The organism is Janibacter sp. GS2 (assembly GCF_051200835.1).
GTDB lineage: Bacteria > Actinomycetota > Actinomycetes > Actinomycetales > Dermatophilaceae > Janibacter.
Window position 1 is genome coordinate 2,705,604 of the sequence record NZ_CP195161.1, and the last position, 16,576, is coordinate 2,722,179.

Annotated in this window: 16 protein-coding genes; 7 read left to right on the forward strand and 9 right to left on the reverse strand. The window is 72.3% G+C overall.

All coding sequences use genetic code 11. The features are described from left to right. Positions 1–7: 7 nt before the first annotated feature. Positions 8–1,714, forward strand: coding sequence for a formate--tetrahydrofolate ligase (locus ACR9E9_RS12985; RefSeq protein ID WP_435199101.1), 1,707 nt, complete (start codon positions 8–10; stop codon positions 1,712–1,714). A 42-nt stretch (positions 1,715–1,756) separates the two neighbouring features. On the opposite strand, the gene ACR9E9_RS12990 is transcribed toward ACR9E9_RS12985, so the two are convergent. Genes ACR9E9_RS12990 through ACR9E9_RS13005 form a run of 4 tightly spaced genes read right to left on the reverse strand, consistent with a single transcriptional unit; the run spans position 1,757 to position 4,567 of the window. After that, positions 1,757–2,545 (reverse strand): ABC transporter permease, encoded by a 789-nt coding sequence (locus tag ACR9E9_RS12990; protein WP_435199103.1) that lies wholly within the window; start codon positions 2,543–2,545, stop codon positions 1,757–1,759. Further along, positions 2,542–3,381, reverse strand: a complete 840-nt coding sequence (locus ACR9E9_RS12995) for an ABC transporter permease (RefSeq protein ID WP_435199105.1) — start codon at positions 3,379–3,381, stop codon at positions 2,542–2,544. The genes ACR9E9_RS12990 and ACR9E9_RS12995 overlap by 4 nt, the downstream gene beginning before the upstream one ends. Then, a complete protein-coding gene (locus tag ACR9E9_RS13000; protein WP_435203655.1) occupies positions 3,381–4,307 on the reverse strand; it encodes an ABC transporter ATP-binding protein in 927 nt (308 codons plus the stop codon). Before ACR9E9_RS13000 ends, ACR9E9_RS12995 begins: the two co-directional genes overlap by 1 nt. Positions 4,308–4,312: 5 nt before the next feature. Continuing rightward, positions 4,313–4,567, reverse strand: coding sequence for a DUF3046 domain-containing protein (locus tag ACR9E9_RS13005; protein ID WP_435199107.1), 255 nt, complete (start codon positions 4,565–4,567; stop codon positions 4,313–4,315). 91 nt (positions 4,568–4,658) lie between these two features. On the opposite strand from ACR9E9_RS13005, the gene ACR9E9_RS13010 reads away from it, so the two are divergent. From ACR9E9_RS13010 to ACR9E9_RS13035, 6 genes are read left to right on the forward strand one after another with little or no spacing between them, the layout of a single operon-like run. Further along, positions 4,659–5,681, forward strand: a complete 1,023-nt coding sequence (locus tag ACR9E9_RS13010; protein WP_435203657.1) for an agmatine deiminase family protein — start codon at positions 4,659–4,661, stop codon at positions 5,679–5,681. Next, complete coding sequence (locus tag ACR9E9_RS13015) at positions 5,678–6,373, forward strand: lysoplasmalogenase family protein (RefSeq protein WP_435199109.1); 696 nt, start codon at positions 5,678–5,680, stop codon at positions 6,371–6,373. Before ACR9E9_RS13010 ends, ACR9E9_RS13015 begins: the two co-directional genes overlap by 4 nt. A 56-nt stretch (positions 6,374–6,429) precedes the next feature. Further along, positions 6,430–6,846, forward strand: coding sequence for a MarR family winged helix-turn-helix transcriptional regulator (locus ACR9E9_RS13020; protein ID WP_435199111.1), 417 nt, complete (start codon positions 6,430–6,432; stop codon positions 6,844–6,846). Beyond that, the gene (locus ACR9E9_RS13025) at positions 6,843–7,340 is read left to right on the forward strand and encodes a DUF2306 domain-containing protein (protein ID WP_435199113.1); all 498 of its coding nucleotides are present in this window, start codon (positions 6,843–6,845) and stop codon (positions 7,338–7,340) included. Before ACR9E9_RS13020 ends, ACR9E9_RS13025 begins: the two co-directional genes overlap by 4 nt. Positions 7,341–7,376: 36 nt before the next feature. Beyond that, a complete protein-coding gene (locus ACR9E9_RS13030) occupies positions 7,377–11,987 on the forward strand; it encodes an ATP-dependent helicase (RefSeq protein ID WP_435199115.1) in 4,611 nt (1,536 codons plus the stop codon). A 3-nt stretch (positions 11,988–11,990) separates the two neighbouring features. Continuing rightward, positions 11,991–12,848, forward strand: a complete 858-nt coding sequence (locus ACR9E9_RS13035) for a DNA-formamidopyrimidine glycosylase family protein (protein WP_435199117.1) — start codon at positions 11,991–11,993, stop codon at positions 12,846–12,848. A gap of 42 nt (positions 12,849–12,890) precedes the next feature. Here ACR9E9_RS13035 and ACR9E9_RS13040 read toward each other — a convergent pair whose 3' ends face one another. The 5 genes from ACR9E9_RS13040 to ACR9E9_RS13060 are packed head-to-tail and all read right to left on the reverse strand — an operon-like array spanning position 12,891 to position 16,545. Next, on the reverse strand, positions 12,891–13,190 hold the full coding sequence (locus ACR9E9_RS13040; RefSeq protein WP_435199119.1) for a helix-turn-helix domain-containing protein: 300 nt from the start codon (positions 13,188–13,190) through the stop codon (positions 12,891–12,893). Between the two features lie 26 nt (positions 13,191–13,216). Then, positions 13,217–13,729 (reverse strand): CinA family protein, encoded by a 513-nt coding sequence (locus ACR9E9_RS13045; RefSeq protein WP_435199121.1) that lies wholly within the window; start codon positions 13,727–13,729, stop codon positions 13,217–13,219. Next, complete coding sequence (gene pgsA, locus ACR9E9_RS13050) at positions 13,719–14,378, reverse strand: CDP-diacylglycerol--glycerol-3-phosphate 3-phosphatidyltransferase (RefSeq protein ID WP_435199123.1); 660 nt, start codon at positions 14,376–14,378, stop codon at positions 13,719–13,721. Before pgsA ends, ACR9E9_RS13045 begins: the two co-directional genes overlap by 11 nt. Beyond that, a complete protein-coding gene (rimO, locus tag ACR9E9_RS13055) occupies positions 14,375–15,784 on the reverse strand; it encodes a 30S ribosomal protein S12 methylthiotransferase RimO (RefSeq protein WP_435199125.1) in 1,410 nt (469 codons plus the stop codon). The genes pgsA and rimO overlap by 4 nt, the downstream gene beginning before the upstream one ends. 53 nt (positions 15,785–15,837) lie before the next feature. Continuing rightward, on the reverse strand, positions 15,838–16,545 hold the full coding sequence (locus ACR9E9_RS13060) for an ion channel (RefSeq protein WP_435199127.1): 708 nt from the start codon (positions 16,543–16,545) through the stop codon (positions 15,838–15,840). Positions 16,546–16,576 lie beyond the last annotated feature (31 nt).

The window sequence follows — 16,576 nt, forward strand, 5'->3', positions numbered from 1 at the left end:
GAGGACCATGACATCGACCACCACGCGCTCCGCTCTGGACATCGGGCGGGCGGCGGCCCTGAGGCCGATCGAGCACGTCGCAGCAGACATGGGGATCGGCCCCCACCTGCTCGAGTCCTACGGCACCGGCGTCGCCAAGGTCGACCTGGCGGCCATCGGCGAGCTCAGCGGTCGCCCACGGGCGAAGTACGTGGTGGTCTCGGCGATCACCCCGACCCCCCTGGGGGAGGGCAAGACCACCACGACCATCGGGCTGGGCCAGGGCCTCAACCACACGGGGAGAAGGGCCACCATCGCCATCCGCCAGGCGTCGATGGGCCCCACCCTGGGCATCAAGGGCGGCGCCGCGGGCGGTGGGCACAGCCAGGTGGTCCCGATGGAACGGCTCAACCTCCACCTGACCGGTGACATGCACGCCGTCACCGCAGCCCACAACCAGCTGGCTGCCATGATCGACAACCACCTCTACCGCGGCAACGACCTGGGGATCGAGCCGTCCTCGATCACCTGGCGTCGTGTGCTGGATGTCGACGACCGGGCGCTGAGGGACATCGTGGTCGGGTTGGGCCCACGCACCAACGGACTGCCACGGCAGACCGGCTTCGAGATCACCGCGGCCTCGGAACTGATGGCGACCCTCGCCATGGCCACCTCGCTGCCCGACCTGCGCGCGCGCCTGGCCCGCGTCGTCGTCGGGTACACCGCCGACCAGGAGCCGGTGACGGCGGAGCAGCTGCACGCAGGCGGAGTGATGACGGTGCTGCTGCGTGACGCGCTCAAACCCAACCTGCTGCAGACCCTGGAGAACACACCGGCCCTGGTGCACTGCGGGCCGTTCGGCAACATCGCCACCGGCAACTCCTCGATCGTGGCCGACCTCATCGGCATCCACAGCGGGGACTTCCTGGTCACCGAGGCCGGCTTCGGGGCCGACATGGGCGCTGAACGGTTCTTCAACCTCAAGTGCCGCACCTCCGGGCTCGTGCCGGATGCCGCGGTGGTCGTCGCGACCGTGCGGGCCCTGAAGCTGCACTCGGGGCGGCACCGGGTGAGCGCCGGCAGGCCCCTTCCGCAGGAGATGCTCGCCGAGAACCCCGACGACGTGTACGCCGGCGCGGAGAACCTGTGTCGGCAGATCGCCAACATCCAGGTGCACGGGGTCACCCCGGTCGTGGCCATCAACGCCTTCGGCACGGACCACCCGTCCGAGCACGAGGCGATCCGGGACATCGCCGCGAGAGCGGGGGTGCGGTGTGCCACCTCGACGCACTTCACCGACGGTGGCACCGGGGCCGCCGAGCTGGCCGAGGCCGTGGCGGAGGCGGCCGAGGAGCCACCCGGGTTCACCTTCCTGTATCCACGCCGGTTGCCGCTGCGGGAGAAGATCACGGCGATCGCCACCCGCATCTACGGGGCCGACGGCGTGGACTACTCCACGACGGCGGCCCGGGAGCTGGACCACTTCGAGCGGTGCGGCTGGGGGGACCTGCCGTTGTGCATGGCCAAGACCCACCTCTCGCTCTCCTCGGACCCGAGCCTGCGCGGCGCCCCCACGGGCTGGCGGCTGCCGGTCCGGGAGGTGCGCGCCTCGATCGGGGCGGGCTTCATCTACGCCGTCTGCGGCGAGGTGCAGACCATGCCCGGCCTCGGTTCCGACCCGGCCGCAGCGCACATCGACATCGACGAGAGCGGGCTGACGGTCGGGCTCTTCTGATCGCCTGCGGCGACCTCCCCCCACCGGCGAGGGTGGGTGTACTCACGCCCGCAGCAGGGTCTCGATCCGCCGGGAGGTCGCCCAGATCCCGACGACCCCGAGGGCGAGGAGATAGGCGACGTGCCACAGCAGGCCCCACCCGACCTCCCCGAGCATGAGGCCGCGCTCCAGGGCGACCCCGTGGTAGAGCGGCGTGGCCCGGACGATGGGCTGGGCCCAGCCGGGGTAGGTCGCGAGCGGGAAGAAGGTCGCCGAGAGCAGGAAGAGCGGTTGGATGACGAGCATGATCCAGTCGAAGTCGACCCAGGAGCGCATGAAGGTCGTCGCGAACATCCCGACCGCGGAGAAGGCCAGCCCGATGAAGACCGCCGCGGGCACCGCCAGCACCGACCACCACGACTCGACGACGCCGACCGCGAGCGCGACGAGGTAGAAGACGAAGGCATAGATCCCACCGCGGACGAGGGACCACACCACCTCGCCGACGGCGATGTCCCGCGGCCCGAGCGGGGTGGCGAGCATCGCGTCGTAGATCTTCGCGTACTTCAGCTTGAAGAAGACGTTGAAGGTGGAGTCCATGACCGCGCCGTTCATCGCCGAGCTGGCGAGCATCGCCGGAGCGACGAAGGCCGCGTAGGTCACCGTCGAACCCCCGTCGGTCATGACGAGGGGAACGAGGGAGCCGACGCCGATGCCGAGGGAGAACAGGTAGAACACCGGCTCGGCGAAGCCGGTGACGAAGGCCGCCCACTGCCGCCGGAAGGAGACGACGTTGCGCTCGACGACCGAGCGCCACAGGGCCAGTCCGGGGGTGAGCACACCCGTGCTCATGACACGAGCCTGCGGGTCATCCCCGAGTGGGCGTACACCCAGCCGAGACCGAGGAAGAGCAGCAGCACCGTGAGGTGCACGAGGTCGACGGCCGCGACGGATCCCTGTCCCACGGAGCGCGTCAGCTCGACGCCGTGCCACAGCGGGGTGATCCAGGCGAGCGCTTCGAGGGCGATCGGCAGCCGGTCGACGGGGAAGAAGACACCGGAGAAGAGCATCAGGGGGGTGACGACGAGGCGGTAGACGACGTTGAAGGAGGAGTCCCCCTTCGCCCGGGCCGTGAAACCGAAGAGCGGGACGGCGAAGGCGAGCGTCACCAGTACCCCGATCGGCACCGCGAGGAGCACCCACCACGAGGAGAAGCTGCCGAACAGGGCCGCGACGAGCACGAAGGCCGCCGTGGCGATCCCACCCTGGACGGCGACGACCACGAGGTGCCCGAGCAGCAGATCACTCACGGTGAGCGGGGTGGCGAGCATCGAGTGGTACATCCGGTTCCACGTGAACAACCCGTACACGGGGTAGGTCGACTCGCTGACCGCGACCATCATCGCCTGCACGGCGACCATCCCCGGCGCGACGAAGGCGAGGTAGGGCACCCCGTCGACTCCCCCGGAGGCACCGTCGACGAGCGAGCCCAGCCCCAGGCCCATCGCGAGCAGGAAGAGCACGGGCGAGGCGAAGCGGCTGAAGAGCGAGCCCTGCCAGGTCCGGCGGTAGACGACGAGGAAGTAGCCGGCCACCGCCCGGATGCGCTCCATGGGACGAAGGGGTCTCCGCGCCCCGGGCAGGTGCCGGGCTCCGGCCTCCCGCGCCGGTGACGAAGGAAGGGCCATCAGTCCACCAGGGTCCGTCCGGTGAGGTGGAGGAAGACGTCCTCGAGGGTCGAGCGCCGCACGATCGAGCTGATCGGCGCCAGGCCGCGGGCGTGCACGGACTCCAGGGCCGTGTCGCCGTGGTCGGTGTAGAGCAGCAGCCGGTCGGGCAGTGCCTCGACACGATCTCCGATGCCCTCGACGAGGTCGGTCGCGGTGAGGTGGTCCTCGACCTGCAGACGCAGCTCGAGCACCTCTCGTGTGGCGTGCTCCCGGATGAGCGAGCGCGGCGAGCCCTCGGCGACGATCCGTCCGTGGTCCATGACGACGAGCCGGTCGCACAGCTGCTCCGCCTCGTCCATGTAGTGGGTGGTGATGATCAGCGTGACGCCCTGGCGCTTCAGTCGGAAGAGCCGGTCCCACAACACGTGCCGCGCCTGCGGGTCGAGTCCGGTCGTCGGCTCGTCGAGGAGCAGGATCTCCGGGTTGTTGATGAGTGAGCGGGCGATGGTCAGGCGGCGCTTCATGCCGCCGGACAGTGGCTCGACCCGGTCCGTGCGGCGCTCGGTGAGCTGGGCGAAGTCGAGCAGCTCGTCGGTGCGCTCGCGGATCACCCGGCGAGGCAGGCCGAAGTAGCGGCCGTAGACGTGGAGGTTCTCCTCGACGGTGATCTCCTCGTCGAGATTGTCCTGCTGGGGGCAGTTGCCCAGACGGGCCCGTACCGCGGCGCCGTCGGTCACCGGATCCAACCCGAAGATCTCCAGCCGGCCGCCCGTCGGCGGGGAGGTCGCAGCGACCATCTTCATCGTCGAGGACTTGCCGGCACCGTTGGGGCCGAGGAAGCCGAAGGACTCTCCCTTCGTCACGTCGACGTCGATCCCCCGGACGGCGGTGACGTCGCCGAAGGTCTTCGTCAGGCCGCGGGCCCTGAGCAGGACGTCACCCACGTCGCTCACTCGGAGGGCTCGTTCGCGATCTCGGGCGGAACCTCCATCGGCTCCCGGTCGACACCGAGGCGGCGGTGCTCGGGGACGCCGACGTCCTCGCACAGCGCCTCCCAGACGCGTCGGGGCGACTCCCCCTGCTCCAGGGCGACGGCCACCGTGCGCTCACCGAGAGCCTGGATGACGTGGCCGCGGGCGAGCGTGTGGGCATACCCCTCCCCGAACTCGTCCTCCATGAGGGTCCAGAACCGACTGACTCGCACTCCGCGAGTGTAGGTGCCGCCGAGGGACGGCATACTGCACCCACGACGACGAAGGAGGTCGCCCGTGGTGGGCGAGACGACCCCGTGGCGCATGCCGGCCGAGTGGCGCACGCACGAACGCACGTGGATGGCGTGGCCGAGCAGCGGATACACCCTCGGCGACACCGAGGACGAGGCCGATGTCGCGCGCCGCACCTGGGCCGGGGTCGCCCGTGCGGTGGCCTCCTTCGAGCCGGTGACGATCGTCGTCGAGCCGCGCGACATCCACTCCTGCCGGGAGTTCCTCGGCAACGACACGACCCATCCGATCGACATCGTCATCGCCGATCTCGACGACGCGTGGATGCGCGACATCGGTCCGACCTTCGTCCTCGCTCCCGATGGCGCGCTCGGCGCGGTCGACTGGATCTTCAACGGCTGGGGGGCCCAGCCGTGGGCCACCTGGGACCGGGACGCCGAGGTGGCCGAGCGGGTCGCCGACGCGGCCGGCGCGCACCACCTCCCGTCATCCATCGTGGGCGAAGGGGGTGGCCTCCACGTCGACGGGGAGGGCACCGTCCTGCTCACCGAGACCGTCCAGCTCGACCCCGGCCGCAACCCCGGGGCGACGAAGGGCGACATCGAGGCGGAGGTCGGTCGCCTCCTCGGCGTCGACACCGTCATCTGGTTGCCGCGGGGGTTGACCCGTGACTACGACGAGTTCGGCACCCGCGGGCACGTCGACATCGTCGCGACCTTCACCGAGCCCGGCCACGTCCTCCTGCACTGGCAGGAGGACGCGACGCATCCCGACCACGCGGTCTCCCGCGAGATCGAGCGGGTGCTCCTCGCCGCGACGGACTCCGCGGGCCGGTCGCTGCAGGTGACGCGCATCCCCGCGCCGCGGACCCTCACCGATGACGAGGGGCCGGTCGACTGGTCCTACGTCAACCACCTCGTGTGCAACGGCGGCGTCGTCGCCTGCGTCTTCGAGGACCCGCACGATGCGCGCGCCCTCGAGGTGCTGCGGGAGGTCTACCCCGGCCGGGAGGTCGTCGGGGTCGACGCCCGCCCGCTCTTCGACCGCGGTGGAGGCATCCACTGCATCACCCAGCAGCAACCGGAGTCAGCATGAGCCGTGCCGCCGTCATCCGCTCTCGCGCCGACCTGCTGGCGTACCTGCCGGCGGCCGTGACCACGACCGTCGCGGCGATGGCCGGGCGGCACGGTCCGCACATCGCGAGCAAGATGCTCATCGCGCCGACCCTGGCAGCGGGCGTCGTGGCGACGAGGTCCGACCGCTGCACCACGCGCAACACCACCCTGCTCGTCGCGCTCGCCGGATCGGGCGTCGGCGACTGGTTCATGTACCGGTCCGCTCGCACCACGGGAGATGCCTCCCGGCAGCAGATGCGCCGGGGTGCCAGCGCCTTCGGCGTCCAGCAGGTCGGCCTGCTCGGTCTGCTGCTGCACGACGGCGCCCGGCCGCGACCGGTCCCCTCGGCGAGCGCCGCAGCGGTCATGGCCGCTCTCGCGGTGCTCGACTCCGACGGGGGTGCCCCCGACCCGGTCCTCGGGACCTACGGCGTGCTCCTCGGCTCGATGTCCGCGCTGGCGATGGGCGAAGGGAGGCGCCCGCGGGCCGGACGCACGATCGCGCTCGGTGGCGCGCTCTTCCTCCTGTCCGACGCCGCGATCATCGTCGGACAATGCTTCGCCGACACCCCGGTGAAGCGCGCCCTCACCGACGGCGTGGTCCTCTCGACCTACACCGCCGCGCTCGCCCTGCTCGTCCACGGCCTGCGTGAGGACCCGGCCGCGGCCTGAGGACCGCTCACCGCTCGACCCTTGCCACCGTAACTTGCGACTGCAAGTATCAATCCATGAGCGGGCTCGCCCACGACCTCCACGTCCTCGTCCGCGCCCTGGACCGGGCCGCGGAGGGCCGGCTCGCCCCCTTCGGCATCACCTATCCGCGCTACCTCGCCCTGGTGATCGTCGACGACCACCCGGGGCTGACTCAGCGGGAGCTGGCCACCGCCCTGGGCCAGAGCGAGGCCACGGCCTCCCGCACCACCGCGGGGCTGGTGCGGGAGGGTCACCTCGAAGCGGAGCGGACCCCGGGCGCCGGCAACCGCCGCGGTCTGAGGCTCACCGCTGCCGGCGGCGACCTCGTCGCCAGGGCCGGCGACGCCCTGGGCACCTCCTTCGACGAGGTCGTGCGCGACATCGGCCGCGATCCGCAGGCCTGGGCAACGGACGTCCGCCGGCTCAGCACGATCCTCGAGGAGTCCCCATGACCCCGCTGCTGCTCTCCCACCTCCTCGCCGCGCTCGTCGCCCTGCCCCTCGGTGGCTACCAGCTCTTCCGGCCGACGAAGGGGGACCCCCGCCACGTCCTCCTCGGCCGGGTCTGGGCCGGGCTCATGCTCTGGGTCGCGATCACCTCCTACTGGATCCGCGACATCCGGGAGGGCGACCTCTCGCTGCTGCACATCCTCTCCACGGTCACCCTCGTGACCCTCACCCTCGGCGTCGTCCAGGCTCGTCGGGGCAACATCGCCGCCCACCGGGGCCTCATGCGCGGCAGCTGGCTCGGACTGTGCGGCGCCTTCGTCGGCGCCGTGGCCGTCCCCGACCGGGTGATCCCCACCTTCGTCGTCACCCGCCCGCTCGACGCGCTCGTCGTCGTCCTCCTCCTGGTCGGGCTGACGATCGCCCTCATCCGTGCGGGGTCCCTCCTCACCCGGGAGCCCGACCCGACTGCTGGGGGGCGCCCGGTCGTCCACCGCTGACGGTGGTCGGTGGCAGGCTGGCCCGGTGGTTGCGACATGACCGACATCCTCGAGCGCTTCTCCCCCGCCACCGCCGCGTGGTTCCGGAGCAGCTTCACCGCGCCCACCGCCGCCCAGGAGGGGGCGTGGCAGGCGATCAGCGCGGGCAGCCACGCGCTGGTCGTCGCCCCGACCGGGTCGGGCAAGACGCTCTCCGCCTTCCTGTGGGCCCTGGACCGCCTGGCCTCGACCCCGCGGCCGCCGGAGCCGAAGGCCCGCTGCCGGGTGCTCTACATCTCCCCGCTCAAGGCGCTCGCCGTCGACGTCGAGCGCAACCTGCGCTCCCCCCTCGTCGGGATCGGCCACGCCGCCGACCGGCTGGGCCTGGCCGCACCGAAGGTCTCCGTCTCCGTCCGCTCCGGCGACACACCCGGCACCGAGCGCCGGGCCTTCGCCCGCCGGCCGACGGATGTGCTCATCACCACCCCCGAGTCGCTCTTCCTCATGCTCACCTCGTCCGCCCGCGAGGCCCTCGTCGGCGTGGAGACGGTGATCGTCGACGAGATCCACGCGCTCGCGGGGACCAAGCGCGGTGCCCACCTCGCCCTCTCGCTCGAGCGCCTCGATGCCCTCCTCGACTCCCCCGCCCAGCGGATCGGCCTGTCCGCGACGGTCCGGCCGGTCGAGGAGGTCGGTCGCTACCTCACCGGCGGCCGCCCCCTCGAGATCGTGCGACCGCGGTCGCACAAGACCTGGCAGCTCGACGTCGTCGTCCCCGTACCCGACCTCACCGAGCTCGGCGAGCCCACGGGTGACCTCTCGGGGGCGGCGGCGGGCGGTGAGCGGCGGGCGTCGATCTGGCCGCACGTCGAGGAGCGGGTGGTCGACCTCGTCTCCGAGCACCGCACGACCTTGGTCTTCGTCAACTCCCGACGGGTCGCCGAGCGCCTCACGGGCAGGCTCAACGAGATCTGGCAGGAGCGCACGGCGCCTCACGAGGAGGCGGCCGAGCCCTCGCCGACCCGGGCGCCGGCCGAAGTGATGGCGCAGGCCGGTTCCGCCGCGGGTGCCCCGCCGGTGCTCGCGCGCGCCCACCACGGCTCGGTGAGCAAGGAGCAGCGCGCCGACATCGAGGAGGAGCTGAAGTCCGGTCGCCTGCCCTGCGTCGTCGCCACCTCCAGTCTCGAGCTCGGCATCGACATGGGCGCGATCGACCTCGTGATCCAGATCGAGTCGCCGCCGTCGGTCGCCTCCGGGCTCCAGCGCGTCGGTCGCGCCGGGCACCAGGTGGGCGCGGTGAGCCACGGCGTCGTCGTCCCGAAGTTCCGTGGTGACCTCGTCCAGTCGGCCGTCGTCGTCGAGCGGATGAGGTCCGGACAGATCGAGGCCCTGCACGTCCCGGCCAACCCGCTCGACGTCCTCGCGCAGCAGGTCGTCGCGATGTGCGCGCTCGACGACTGGCAGGTCGACGAGGTGGGGGCACTCGTGCGCCGGGCGGCCCCCTTCGCCTCCCTGCCGACGAGCCTGCTCCACGCCACCCTCGACATGCTGGCCGGGCGCTACCCCTCGGAGGACTTCGCCGAGCTGCGTCCGCGGATCACCTGGGACCGGGTGGCCGGCACCCTCGTCGGGCGCCGCGGTGCCCAGCGCCTGGCGGTCACCAGTGGTGGGACGATCCCCGACCGGGGTCTGTACGGCGTCTTCCTCGCCTCGGGCGACGGACCCGGACGACGCGTCGGCGAGCTCGACGAGGAGATGGTCTACGAGTCCCGCGTCGGTGACGTCTTCACGCTCGGGACGAGCAGCTGGCGCATCGAGGACATCACGCACGACCAGGTCCTCGTCACCCCGGCCCCCGGTCAGCCCGGCCGGCTGCCCTTCTGGCACGGCGACCAGATCGGGCGCCCCGTCGAGCTCGGTCGGGCCGTGGGCGCGTTCCTGCGCGAGCTGTCGGGCACGGACACGAAGGGGGCGAGCGCCCGCCTCAGCGACGCCGGGCTGGATGCCTGGGCCGGCGACAACCTCCTGCAGTACCTCGCGGAGCAGCGCGCCGCGACCGGCCGGCTGCCCGACGACCGCACGATCGTCGTCGAGCGCTTCAGGGACGAGATCGGTGACTGGCGCGTCGCGATCCACTCCCCCTTCGGGGCCCAGGTCCACGCACCGTGGGCCCTGGCGATCTCCGCGCGGATGCGAGAGCGCTTCGGCGTCGACGTCCAGGCGATGCACGGCGACGACGGCATCGTGCTGCGTTTGCCCGACCTGGAGTTCGACGAGTCCTCCGGCACGCGCGCCGACGAGCTGATCGACCTGATCAGCCTCGACCCCGCGGACGTCGAGCGGATGGTCACCGAGGAGGTCGGCGGGTCGGCCCTCTTCGCCGCACGCTTTCGCGAGTGCGCGGCCCGGGCGCTGCTCCTGCCCCGCCGGCGTCCCGATCGGCGACAGCCCCTGTGGCAGCAGCGGCAGCGCGCGGCCTCCCTGCTCGAGGTCGCCAGCGCCCACGCCGACTTCCCCATCGTGCTCGAGGCGGTGCGGGAGTGCCTCCAGGACGTCTTCGACGTCCCCGCCCTGACCGAGCTGATGACACAGGTGGCCGGGCGGCGGGTCACCCTCGTCGACGTCGAGAGCCAGCAGCCCTCCCCCTTCGCCACGTCCCTGATGTTCGGTTACGTCGCGCAGTTCCTCTACGAGGGGGACTCGCCGCTGGCGGAGCGGCGCGCTGCTGCGCTCACCCTCGACCCCACGCTGCTCGCCGACCTCCTCGGTCGTGGCGAGCAGCTCTCCCTGGCCGACCTCCTCGACCCGGCCGCCGTGGAGCGGACCGCCGCCGAGCTGCAGCACCTCCTGCCCGAGCGGGCCGCCCGCGACGGCGAGGACGTGCTCGACCTGCTCCGGGTGCTCGGTCCGCTCTCGGTCGACGACCTCGACCGGCGCAGCGTCGAGTCCCTCGACGCTGCTGCCCTGCACGCTGCGCTCACCGATCTCGAGGCCTCGCGCCAGGTCATCCCGGTGCGGGTGGCCGGGCAGGACCGGTGGGCCAGCGCCGAGGACGCCGCCCGGCTGCGGGACGCCCTGGGGGTGAGCCTGCCCCCGGGTGTGGCCGACTCGATGCTCCAGCCGGCCGCGGACCCGCTCGGGGACCTCGTCGCCCGCTATGCCCGCACCCACGTCCCCTTCGCGACCGCCGACCTGGCAGCGCACTACGGCATCGGCAGGGCAGTGGCCCACGATGCCCTCCGCCGACTCGTGCAGACCGGCCGGCTCGCCGAGGGGGACCTGCTTCCGGTCGAGTGTGGTGGCCGGGGCGGGGAGTTCTGCGATGCCGAAGTGCTCCGGAGCCTGCGCCGTCGCTCCCTGGCCGCCCTGCGGCACGAGGTCGAGCCCGTCCTGCCGCAGCAGTACGCCCGCTTCCTTCCGGCCTGGCAGGGCGTCGGCACGCGCATGCGGGGACGCGAGGGGATGCTCCGCGTCGTGGAGCAGCTGAGCGGCGTGCCCCTGCCCGCCAGCGCCTTGGAGTCGCTCGTCCTGCCCGCGCGGATCGACGAGCCCCCCGGCCCCCTGCTCGACGACCTCATGGCCACCGGGCAGGTGCTGTGGGCCGGTCACGGACGGCTGCCGGGCGACGACGCGTGGATCAGCCTGCACCTCGCCCAGGGCGCCGAGACGACCCTGCCGGCGGGTGACACGGGCGACCTCGGCGAGCTCGAGGAGGCCGTGCGCTCCTCACTCAGCGGTGGTGGGGCCTGGTTCTTCCGCGACATCGTGGACGCGGTCGCCGCCGCCCGGACGGACGGCACGAGGGCCGACGACGGCGAGGTCGCCGATGCCCTCTGGTCGCTCGCCCACCGAGGACTCGTCACCGGTGACACGCTCGCCCCCGTGCGGGGCCTGCTGGCCGGAGGCCGGTCGGCGCACCGCGCTCCCCGTCGGCCCGCTGCGCGCAGCCGGTACGGCGGTCGTCCGCGTCTGGGGCGGTCCGGTGTCCTGCCGTCCAGCGGTCCCCCGCGCGCGGCCGGGCGTTGGTCCCTGCTGCCCACCGCCGAGGTGGACCCGACGGTCCGGATCCATGCGGCGGCCGAGGGCCTTCTCGATCGGCACGGGGTCGTCACCCGGGGTGCCGTCGTCGCCGAGGAGGTCACTGGTGGCTTCGCTGCCATCCACCGTGTCCTCGGGGCTGCCGAAGAGGCCGGTCAGGTCCGTCGTGGGTACTTCATCGAGGGGCTGGGCGCCTCCCAGTTCGCCGTTCCCGGGGCGGTCGACGAGGTGCGGGCCGTGCGCTCCGGCGACGAGGTCGTCGTCCTCGCGGCCACCGACCCGGCCAACCCGTGGGGAGCTGCCCTGCGGTGGCCGCCACGCGACTCCGGCCACCAGCCCGGCCGCAAGGCGGGAGCGCTGGTCGTGGCCGTGGACGGGGCGCTGGTCCTCTACGTCGAGCGCGGTGGCCGCACGCTGCTCTCGTGGGGCGAGGACGAGCAGGCCCTGGCCGCCGCCGCCACCGGCCTCGCCGACGCCGTGCGGCGCGGCGCCCTCGGTCGGCTCACGGTGGAGAAGGCCGATGGCTCCACCGTCCTCGGCTCCACCGACCCGCTGGCCGGGGCCCTGACCGGAGCCGGCTTCTCGATGACCCCGCGCGGACTTCGCCTGCGGCCGACCGGGCGGGTGTGAGACGTGCCCGAGGGTGACACGGTCTGGCGCACGGCCCGGCGCCTCCACACGGCCCTGGCCGGGCGCCCGGCGCTTCTCGTGGACATCCGGTGGGGCGCGATCGGCGAGGCCCCGGTGCGTGGGTGCGTGGTCGAGGAGGTCGTGCCGCGGGGCAAGCACCTGCTCCACCGCTTCGACTCCGGGTGGACCCTGCACACGCACCTGCGGATGGAGGGCTCCTGGCGGGTCGAGGCGGCGGGGACTCCCGCCGCTGCGCGGGGGCTGCGCCGCGGCGACCTCAGGGTGGCGATCGGGGGCCCCGAGTGGACCACCCTGGGACTCCGCCTCGGCGAGGTCGACCTCGTGCGAAGCACCGACGAGCACGCCCTCGTGGGACACCTCGGGCCCGATGTGCTCGGGGACGACTGGGATGCCGACGCGGTCGTCGACCGGCTCGTGGGAGGACCCGAGGGGGCATCCGTGGCGGCTGCGCTCCTCGATCAGCGGCTCCTGGCAGGTGTCGGGACCTTCTGGGCGAGCGAGGTGCTCTTCGTCCAGCGACTCCACCCGTGGCACCCGGTCACCGCGCTCGGGCGCGAGGAGGTCGAAGCCCTGGTCGAGAGGGTCCACGTGATGATGGTGCGCGGTCGCGAGCACGCCGTGCAGTCCTCGACCGGGATCCTGCGAGCGGACGAGCGTGCCTGGGTCCACGGCCGCTCCGGGCGGCCGTGCCGCCGGTGCGGCGAGACGATCCGGGTCGCCCCGCTGGGGCAGGGGCCGGGACAGCGGGTCTTCTTCTCCTGCCCGGGGTGCCAAGGGGGCCTCGCCCCCACCGACGACGGACGCCCCCAAGCCCCTCTGGGGGCGCGGCGGCGCAGGTGAGGCACGGCGGGACCTCGGGCCCGGTGCGTGTGGGGGCGCGGCTCAGGCCGCGGAGACGACGTCCTCGTCACGCGCGGCGAGGGGCAGCGCCACGGGAGCGCTCGCGCGCTCGGCCCGACCGGCGCGGTGGGCGATCTCGGTGAAGACGACGGACATCGGCAGACCCAGGGCGTGACAGATGGAGGCGACGAGCTCGGAGCTCGCCTCCTTCTCGCCGCGCTCGATCTCACTGAGGTACCCGAGGGAGACGGCCGCCTCGGCGGAGATGTCCCGGAGGGTGCGGCCCTGCTCACGGCGGGCGTGACGCAGCACATCGCCGAGCTCTTCTCTCAGCAGCACCATTGCGCCCACCTCCTTGATGTCGTCCGTCAGGCTCCACCGTACCCCGTGCCACCGTCAGCGGACAGGATGCCCTGCTGCCCGAGTGCCAGGGCCGCGAGGACCGCACCGACGCGCACCGCGGACCGCTCCCCCGACAACGTCACGAGGCGTGCGGTCACTCCCTTCGCCGTGGCACAGGCCACCCAGACGGTCCCGGCCGGCTGCCCCTCGCTCGGTCCCGGACCGGCGACACCCGTGGTGGCGAGGGCGACGTCGACGCCGAGGACCCGACGAGCGCCGACGGCCATCTGGCAGGCGACGTCCTCGTGCACGGTGCCGACCCGGTCGATCAGGGCCCGGTCCACCCCGAGGACCGACGTCTTCACCGCCGGGTCGTAGGCCACGACGGCCCCCGAGAAGACCCGTGATGCCCCCGGGACGGCGACGATCGTCGCAGCGAGCAGCCCGCCCGTCAGCGACTCCGCGGTCCCGAGCGACCAACCGCGCACGGCCAGCTGATCGAGCAGCGGGCCGGCGTCCGGTGCCGCGTCAGCCGCCACCGGCCGCCTTGCGCTCACGCTTCATCCGGGCGCGCTCACTCGTCGAGCGCAGTTTCAACGCCTTGGTCACGTAGTCCACGCCCGTGGCGATCGTCACCCCGAGTGCGGCCACGAGGACGACCCAGGCCGCGCCACGCCAGAGCCACTCGATGGGGAAGGTGCTCAGCGGCAGGACGAAGAGGCCGATGGCCAGCGCCTGGAGGAAGGTCTTGATCTTGCCACCGCGGCCGGCGGGCATGACCCCGTGACGGATGACCCAGAAGCGCATCAGCGTGATGCCGACCTCGCGCGCGATGATGACGATGGTGATCCACCACGGGATCTCGCCGATCATCGACAGCGTGATGAAGCCGGCCCCGGTGAGCGCCTTGTCCGCGATCGGGTCGGCGACCTTGCCGAAGTCGGTGACGAGGTTCTTCGCCCGGGCCAGGTCGCCGTCGACCCGGTCGGTGATGATCGCCACCGCGAAGACGCCCCACGCCCACCAGCGCGAGGCGGCGTCGTCGCCACCGTGACGCAGGATGAGCCAGACGAAGACGGGCACGAGCAGGATCCGCAGGACCGTGAGCGCGTTCGGGAGGTTCCACGGGCTCGGCGGCGCGGCCTCGACCGCGGACGCGGTGGGTGCTCCGGTCTGCTCGCTGCTCATGCCACCACCTCCGCGACGAGATCGATCCCTTCCGTCCCGGTCACCCTCGCGTCGACGAGGACACCCGGTGTGAGCTCCTCGACCGCGCCGGTGAGGAGCGTCGCGCCATCGATGTCGGGACCCTGGTGGGCCGCGCGACCCGAGACCTCACCGGTCTCGGCGTCGATCTCCTCGACGAGGACCGACACCTGCTCGCCGATGCGCTCCTCGGCCCGCTGCGCCGTGAGCTCCTCGACGAGGCGGGTGATGCGCTCGACGCGCTCGGCGACGACGTCCGGGTCGACCTTGTCGGCGAGACGCTGACCCTCGGTGCCGTCCTCGTCGGAGTAGCCGAAGACGCCGACGACGTCGAGGCGGGCCTCGACGAGGAAGTCCTCCAGGATCGTCACGTCCTCCTCCGTCTCGCCCGGGAAGCCGAGGATGACGTTGGAGCGGATGCCCGCCTCCGGCTGGCGATCACGCACCGTGCGGATCAGCTCGAGGAAGGAGGCGCTGTCACCGAACCGGCGCATCCGCCGCAGCAGGGGGCCGGACGCGTGCTGGAAGGAGATGTCGTACCAGGGCACGACCCCGGGCACGCTCGCCATGGCGCGCAACAGCCCCGGACGGATCTCCGCGGGTTGCAGGTAGGAGACCCGCACCCGGTCGATGCCGTCGATCCCGACCAGATCCGGGAGGAGCTGCTCGAGCAGGTCGAGGTCGCCGAGGTCCTTGCCGTAGGACGTGGAGTTCTCGCTCACGAGGAAGAGCTCACGCACTCCCTGGGAGGCGAGCCACCGCCCTTCGGCCACGACGTCGTGGGGACGACGCGAGACGAAGGCGCCCCGGAAGGTGGGGATGGCGCAGAAGGAGCAGCGACGGTCGCAGCCGGAGGCGATCTTCAGCGGCGCCCACGGCCGGTCGTCCAGACGGGCCCGAGGGAGGTCACCGGCCCCGTGGCCGGGCAGGGCGACGCCCTCGGTGGCGGCGTCGCGCTCCACCGGGGAGATCGGGAGCAGCGTGCGCCGGTCGCCCGGGGTGTGGGACTGCGGGGCACGACCGTCGAGGACGGCCCGCAGGTGGCTCGACATGTCGGTGTAGGAGTCGAACCCGAGCACCGCGTCGGCCTCGGGCAGCTCATCGGCCAGCTCCTTGCCGTAGCGCTCCGCGAGACAGCCGACGGCGACGACCTTCTGGGTCCTGCCGTGCTCACGCAGGTCATTGGCCTCGAGGATGGCGTCGATCGAGTCCTTCTTGGCCTGCTCGATGAAGCCACAGGTGTTGACGACGGCGACATCGGCCTGCGAGGCGTCGTCGACGAGCAACCAGCCCTCGGCGGACAGGCGCCCGGCGAGCTCCTCGGAGTCCACGTCGTTTCGGGTGCATCCCAAGGTGACGAGGGCGACGCTGCGGGTGGAAGCGGACATGGCCCACAGTCTAGGTGGCGTCGGGACCTCCGTCCGCCACCAGCGCGCTCCGGTCAGCCGCGGGTGCCCCGCATCACCGTCAGCGCCACGAGCCGCGAGATGACCATGGCCACGTACAGCACACCGCCGAGCTGCTCGATGGTCACGGCAGCACGGGCGTGCGACTTCACTGCGACGATGTCGGAGAGGCCGACGCTGGTGAGGTTGGCACCGGAGAAGTAGAGCAGCTCGAGGAAGGTCAGGCGCTCGTTGGTCCCCTCACCGATGAAGGAGCCCGGGGCCAGGGTCTGGATCGCGACGTAGAGGTACGCGAAGGCGAAGAGCAGCACGGTGAAGGCCGAGGCCACGGCGAACATCTCGTCCTTGGTCACCCACGTGTCGGCGAACATGTAGGCCACGAGGCCGTAGGCGACGTAGAGGTAGAAGATCGCCAGGAGCAGGTGCGCCATGAAGGTCACCGGCACGTTGTCCACGTCGAGGACCGACCACACCTCGAGGATGAAGGCCGGCAACCCGATGAGCAGGGCCAACCACGTCAGGGCCGGCGTCGACCGCACCACCCAGATGCCGAAGGTCACCGCCACGAGCGAGAGCCCCGTGATGACGGCGCGTCCCCACGGCTCCGACTCGACCCACGGCAGCAGGGCGATGGCGAAGAGCTGGAGGGCGACGAGGACCGCCGAGGGCTGTTTGCGCACGACGGCGGCCCAGTAGCGGGCCCCCGTCGGACGGCTGTCGAGCTCGTACCAGGCCTTGGTCATGCGCCAACTCTAGGTCGCCGACAGCGATCTA

Coding starts and splice junctions, on each gene's coding strand:
- ACR9E9_RS13020 (WP_435199111.1), top strand. CDS start 6,430: ATGAGCGGGCTCGCCCACGACCTCCACGTCCTCGTCCGCGCCCTGGAC.
- ACR9E9_RS13060 (WP_435199127.1), bottom strand. CDS start 16,545: ATGACCAAGGCCTGGTACGAGCTCGACAGCCGTCCGACGGGGGCCCGC.
- ACR9E9_RS13040 (WP_435199119.1), bottom strand. CDS start 13,190: ATGGTGCTGCTGAGAGAAGAGCTCGGCGATGTGCTGCGTCACGCCCGC.
- ACR9E9_RS12990 (WP_435199103.1), bottom strand. CDS start 2,545: ATGAGCACGGGTGTGCTCACCCCCGGACTGGCCCTGTGGCGCTCGGTC.
- ACR9E9_RS13030 (WP_435199115.1), top strand. CDS start 7,377: ATGACCGACATCCTCGAGCGCTTCTCCCCCGCCACCGCCGCGTGGTTC.
- ACR9E9_RS12995 (WP_435199105.1), bottom strand. CDS start 3,381: ATGGCCCTTCCTTCGTCACCGGCGCGGGAGGCCGGAGCCCGGCACCTG.
- rimO (WP_435199125.1), bottom strand. CDS start 15,784: ATGTCCGCTTCCACCCGCAGCGTCGCCCTCGTCACCTTGGGATGCACC.
- pgsA (WP_435199123.1), bottom strand. CDS start 14,378: ATGAGCAGCGAGCAGACCGGAGCACCCACCGCGTCCGCGGTCGAGGCC.
- ACR9E9_RS13010 (WP_435203657.1), top strand. CDS start 4,659: ATGCCGGCCGAGTGGCGCACGCACGAACGCACGTGGATGGCGTGGCCG.
- ACR9E9_RS13015 (WP_435199109.1), top strand. CDS start 5,678: ATGAGCCGTGCCGCCGTCATCCGCTCTCGCGCCGACCTGCTGGCGTAC.
- ACR9E9_RS13025 (WP_435199113.1), top strand. CDS start 6,843: ATGACCCCGCTGCTGCTCTCCCACCTCCTCGCCGCGCTCGTCGCCCTG.
- ACR9E9_RS12985 (WP_435199101.1), top strand. CDS start 8: ATGACATCGACCACCACGCGCTCCGCTCTGGACATCGGGCGGGCGGCG.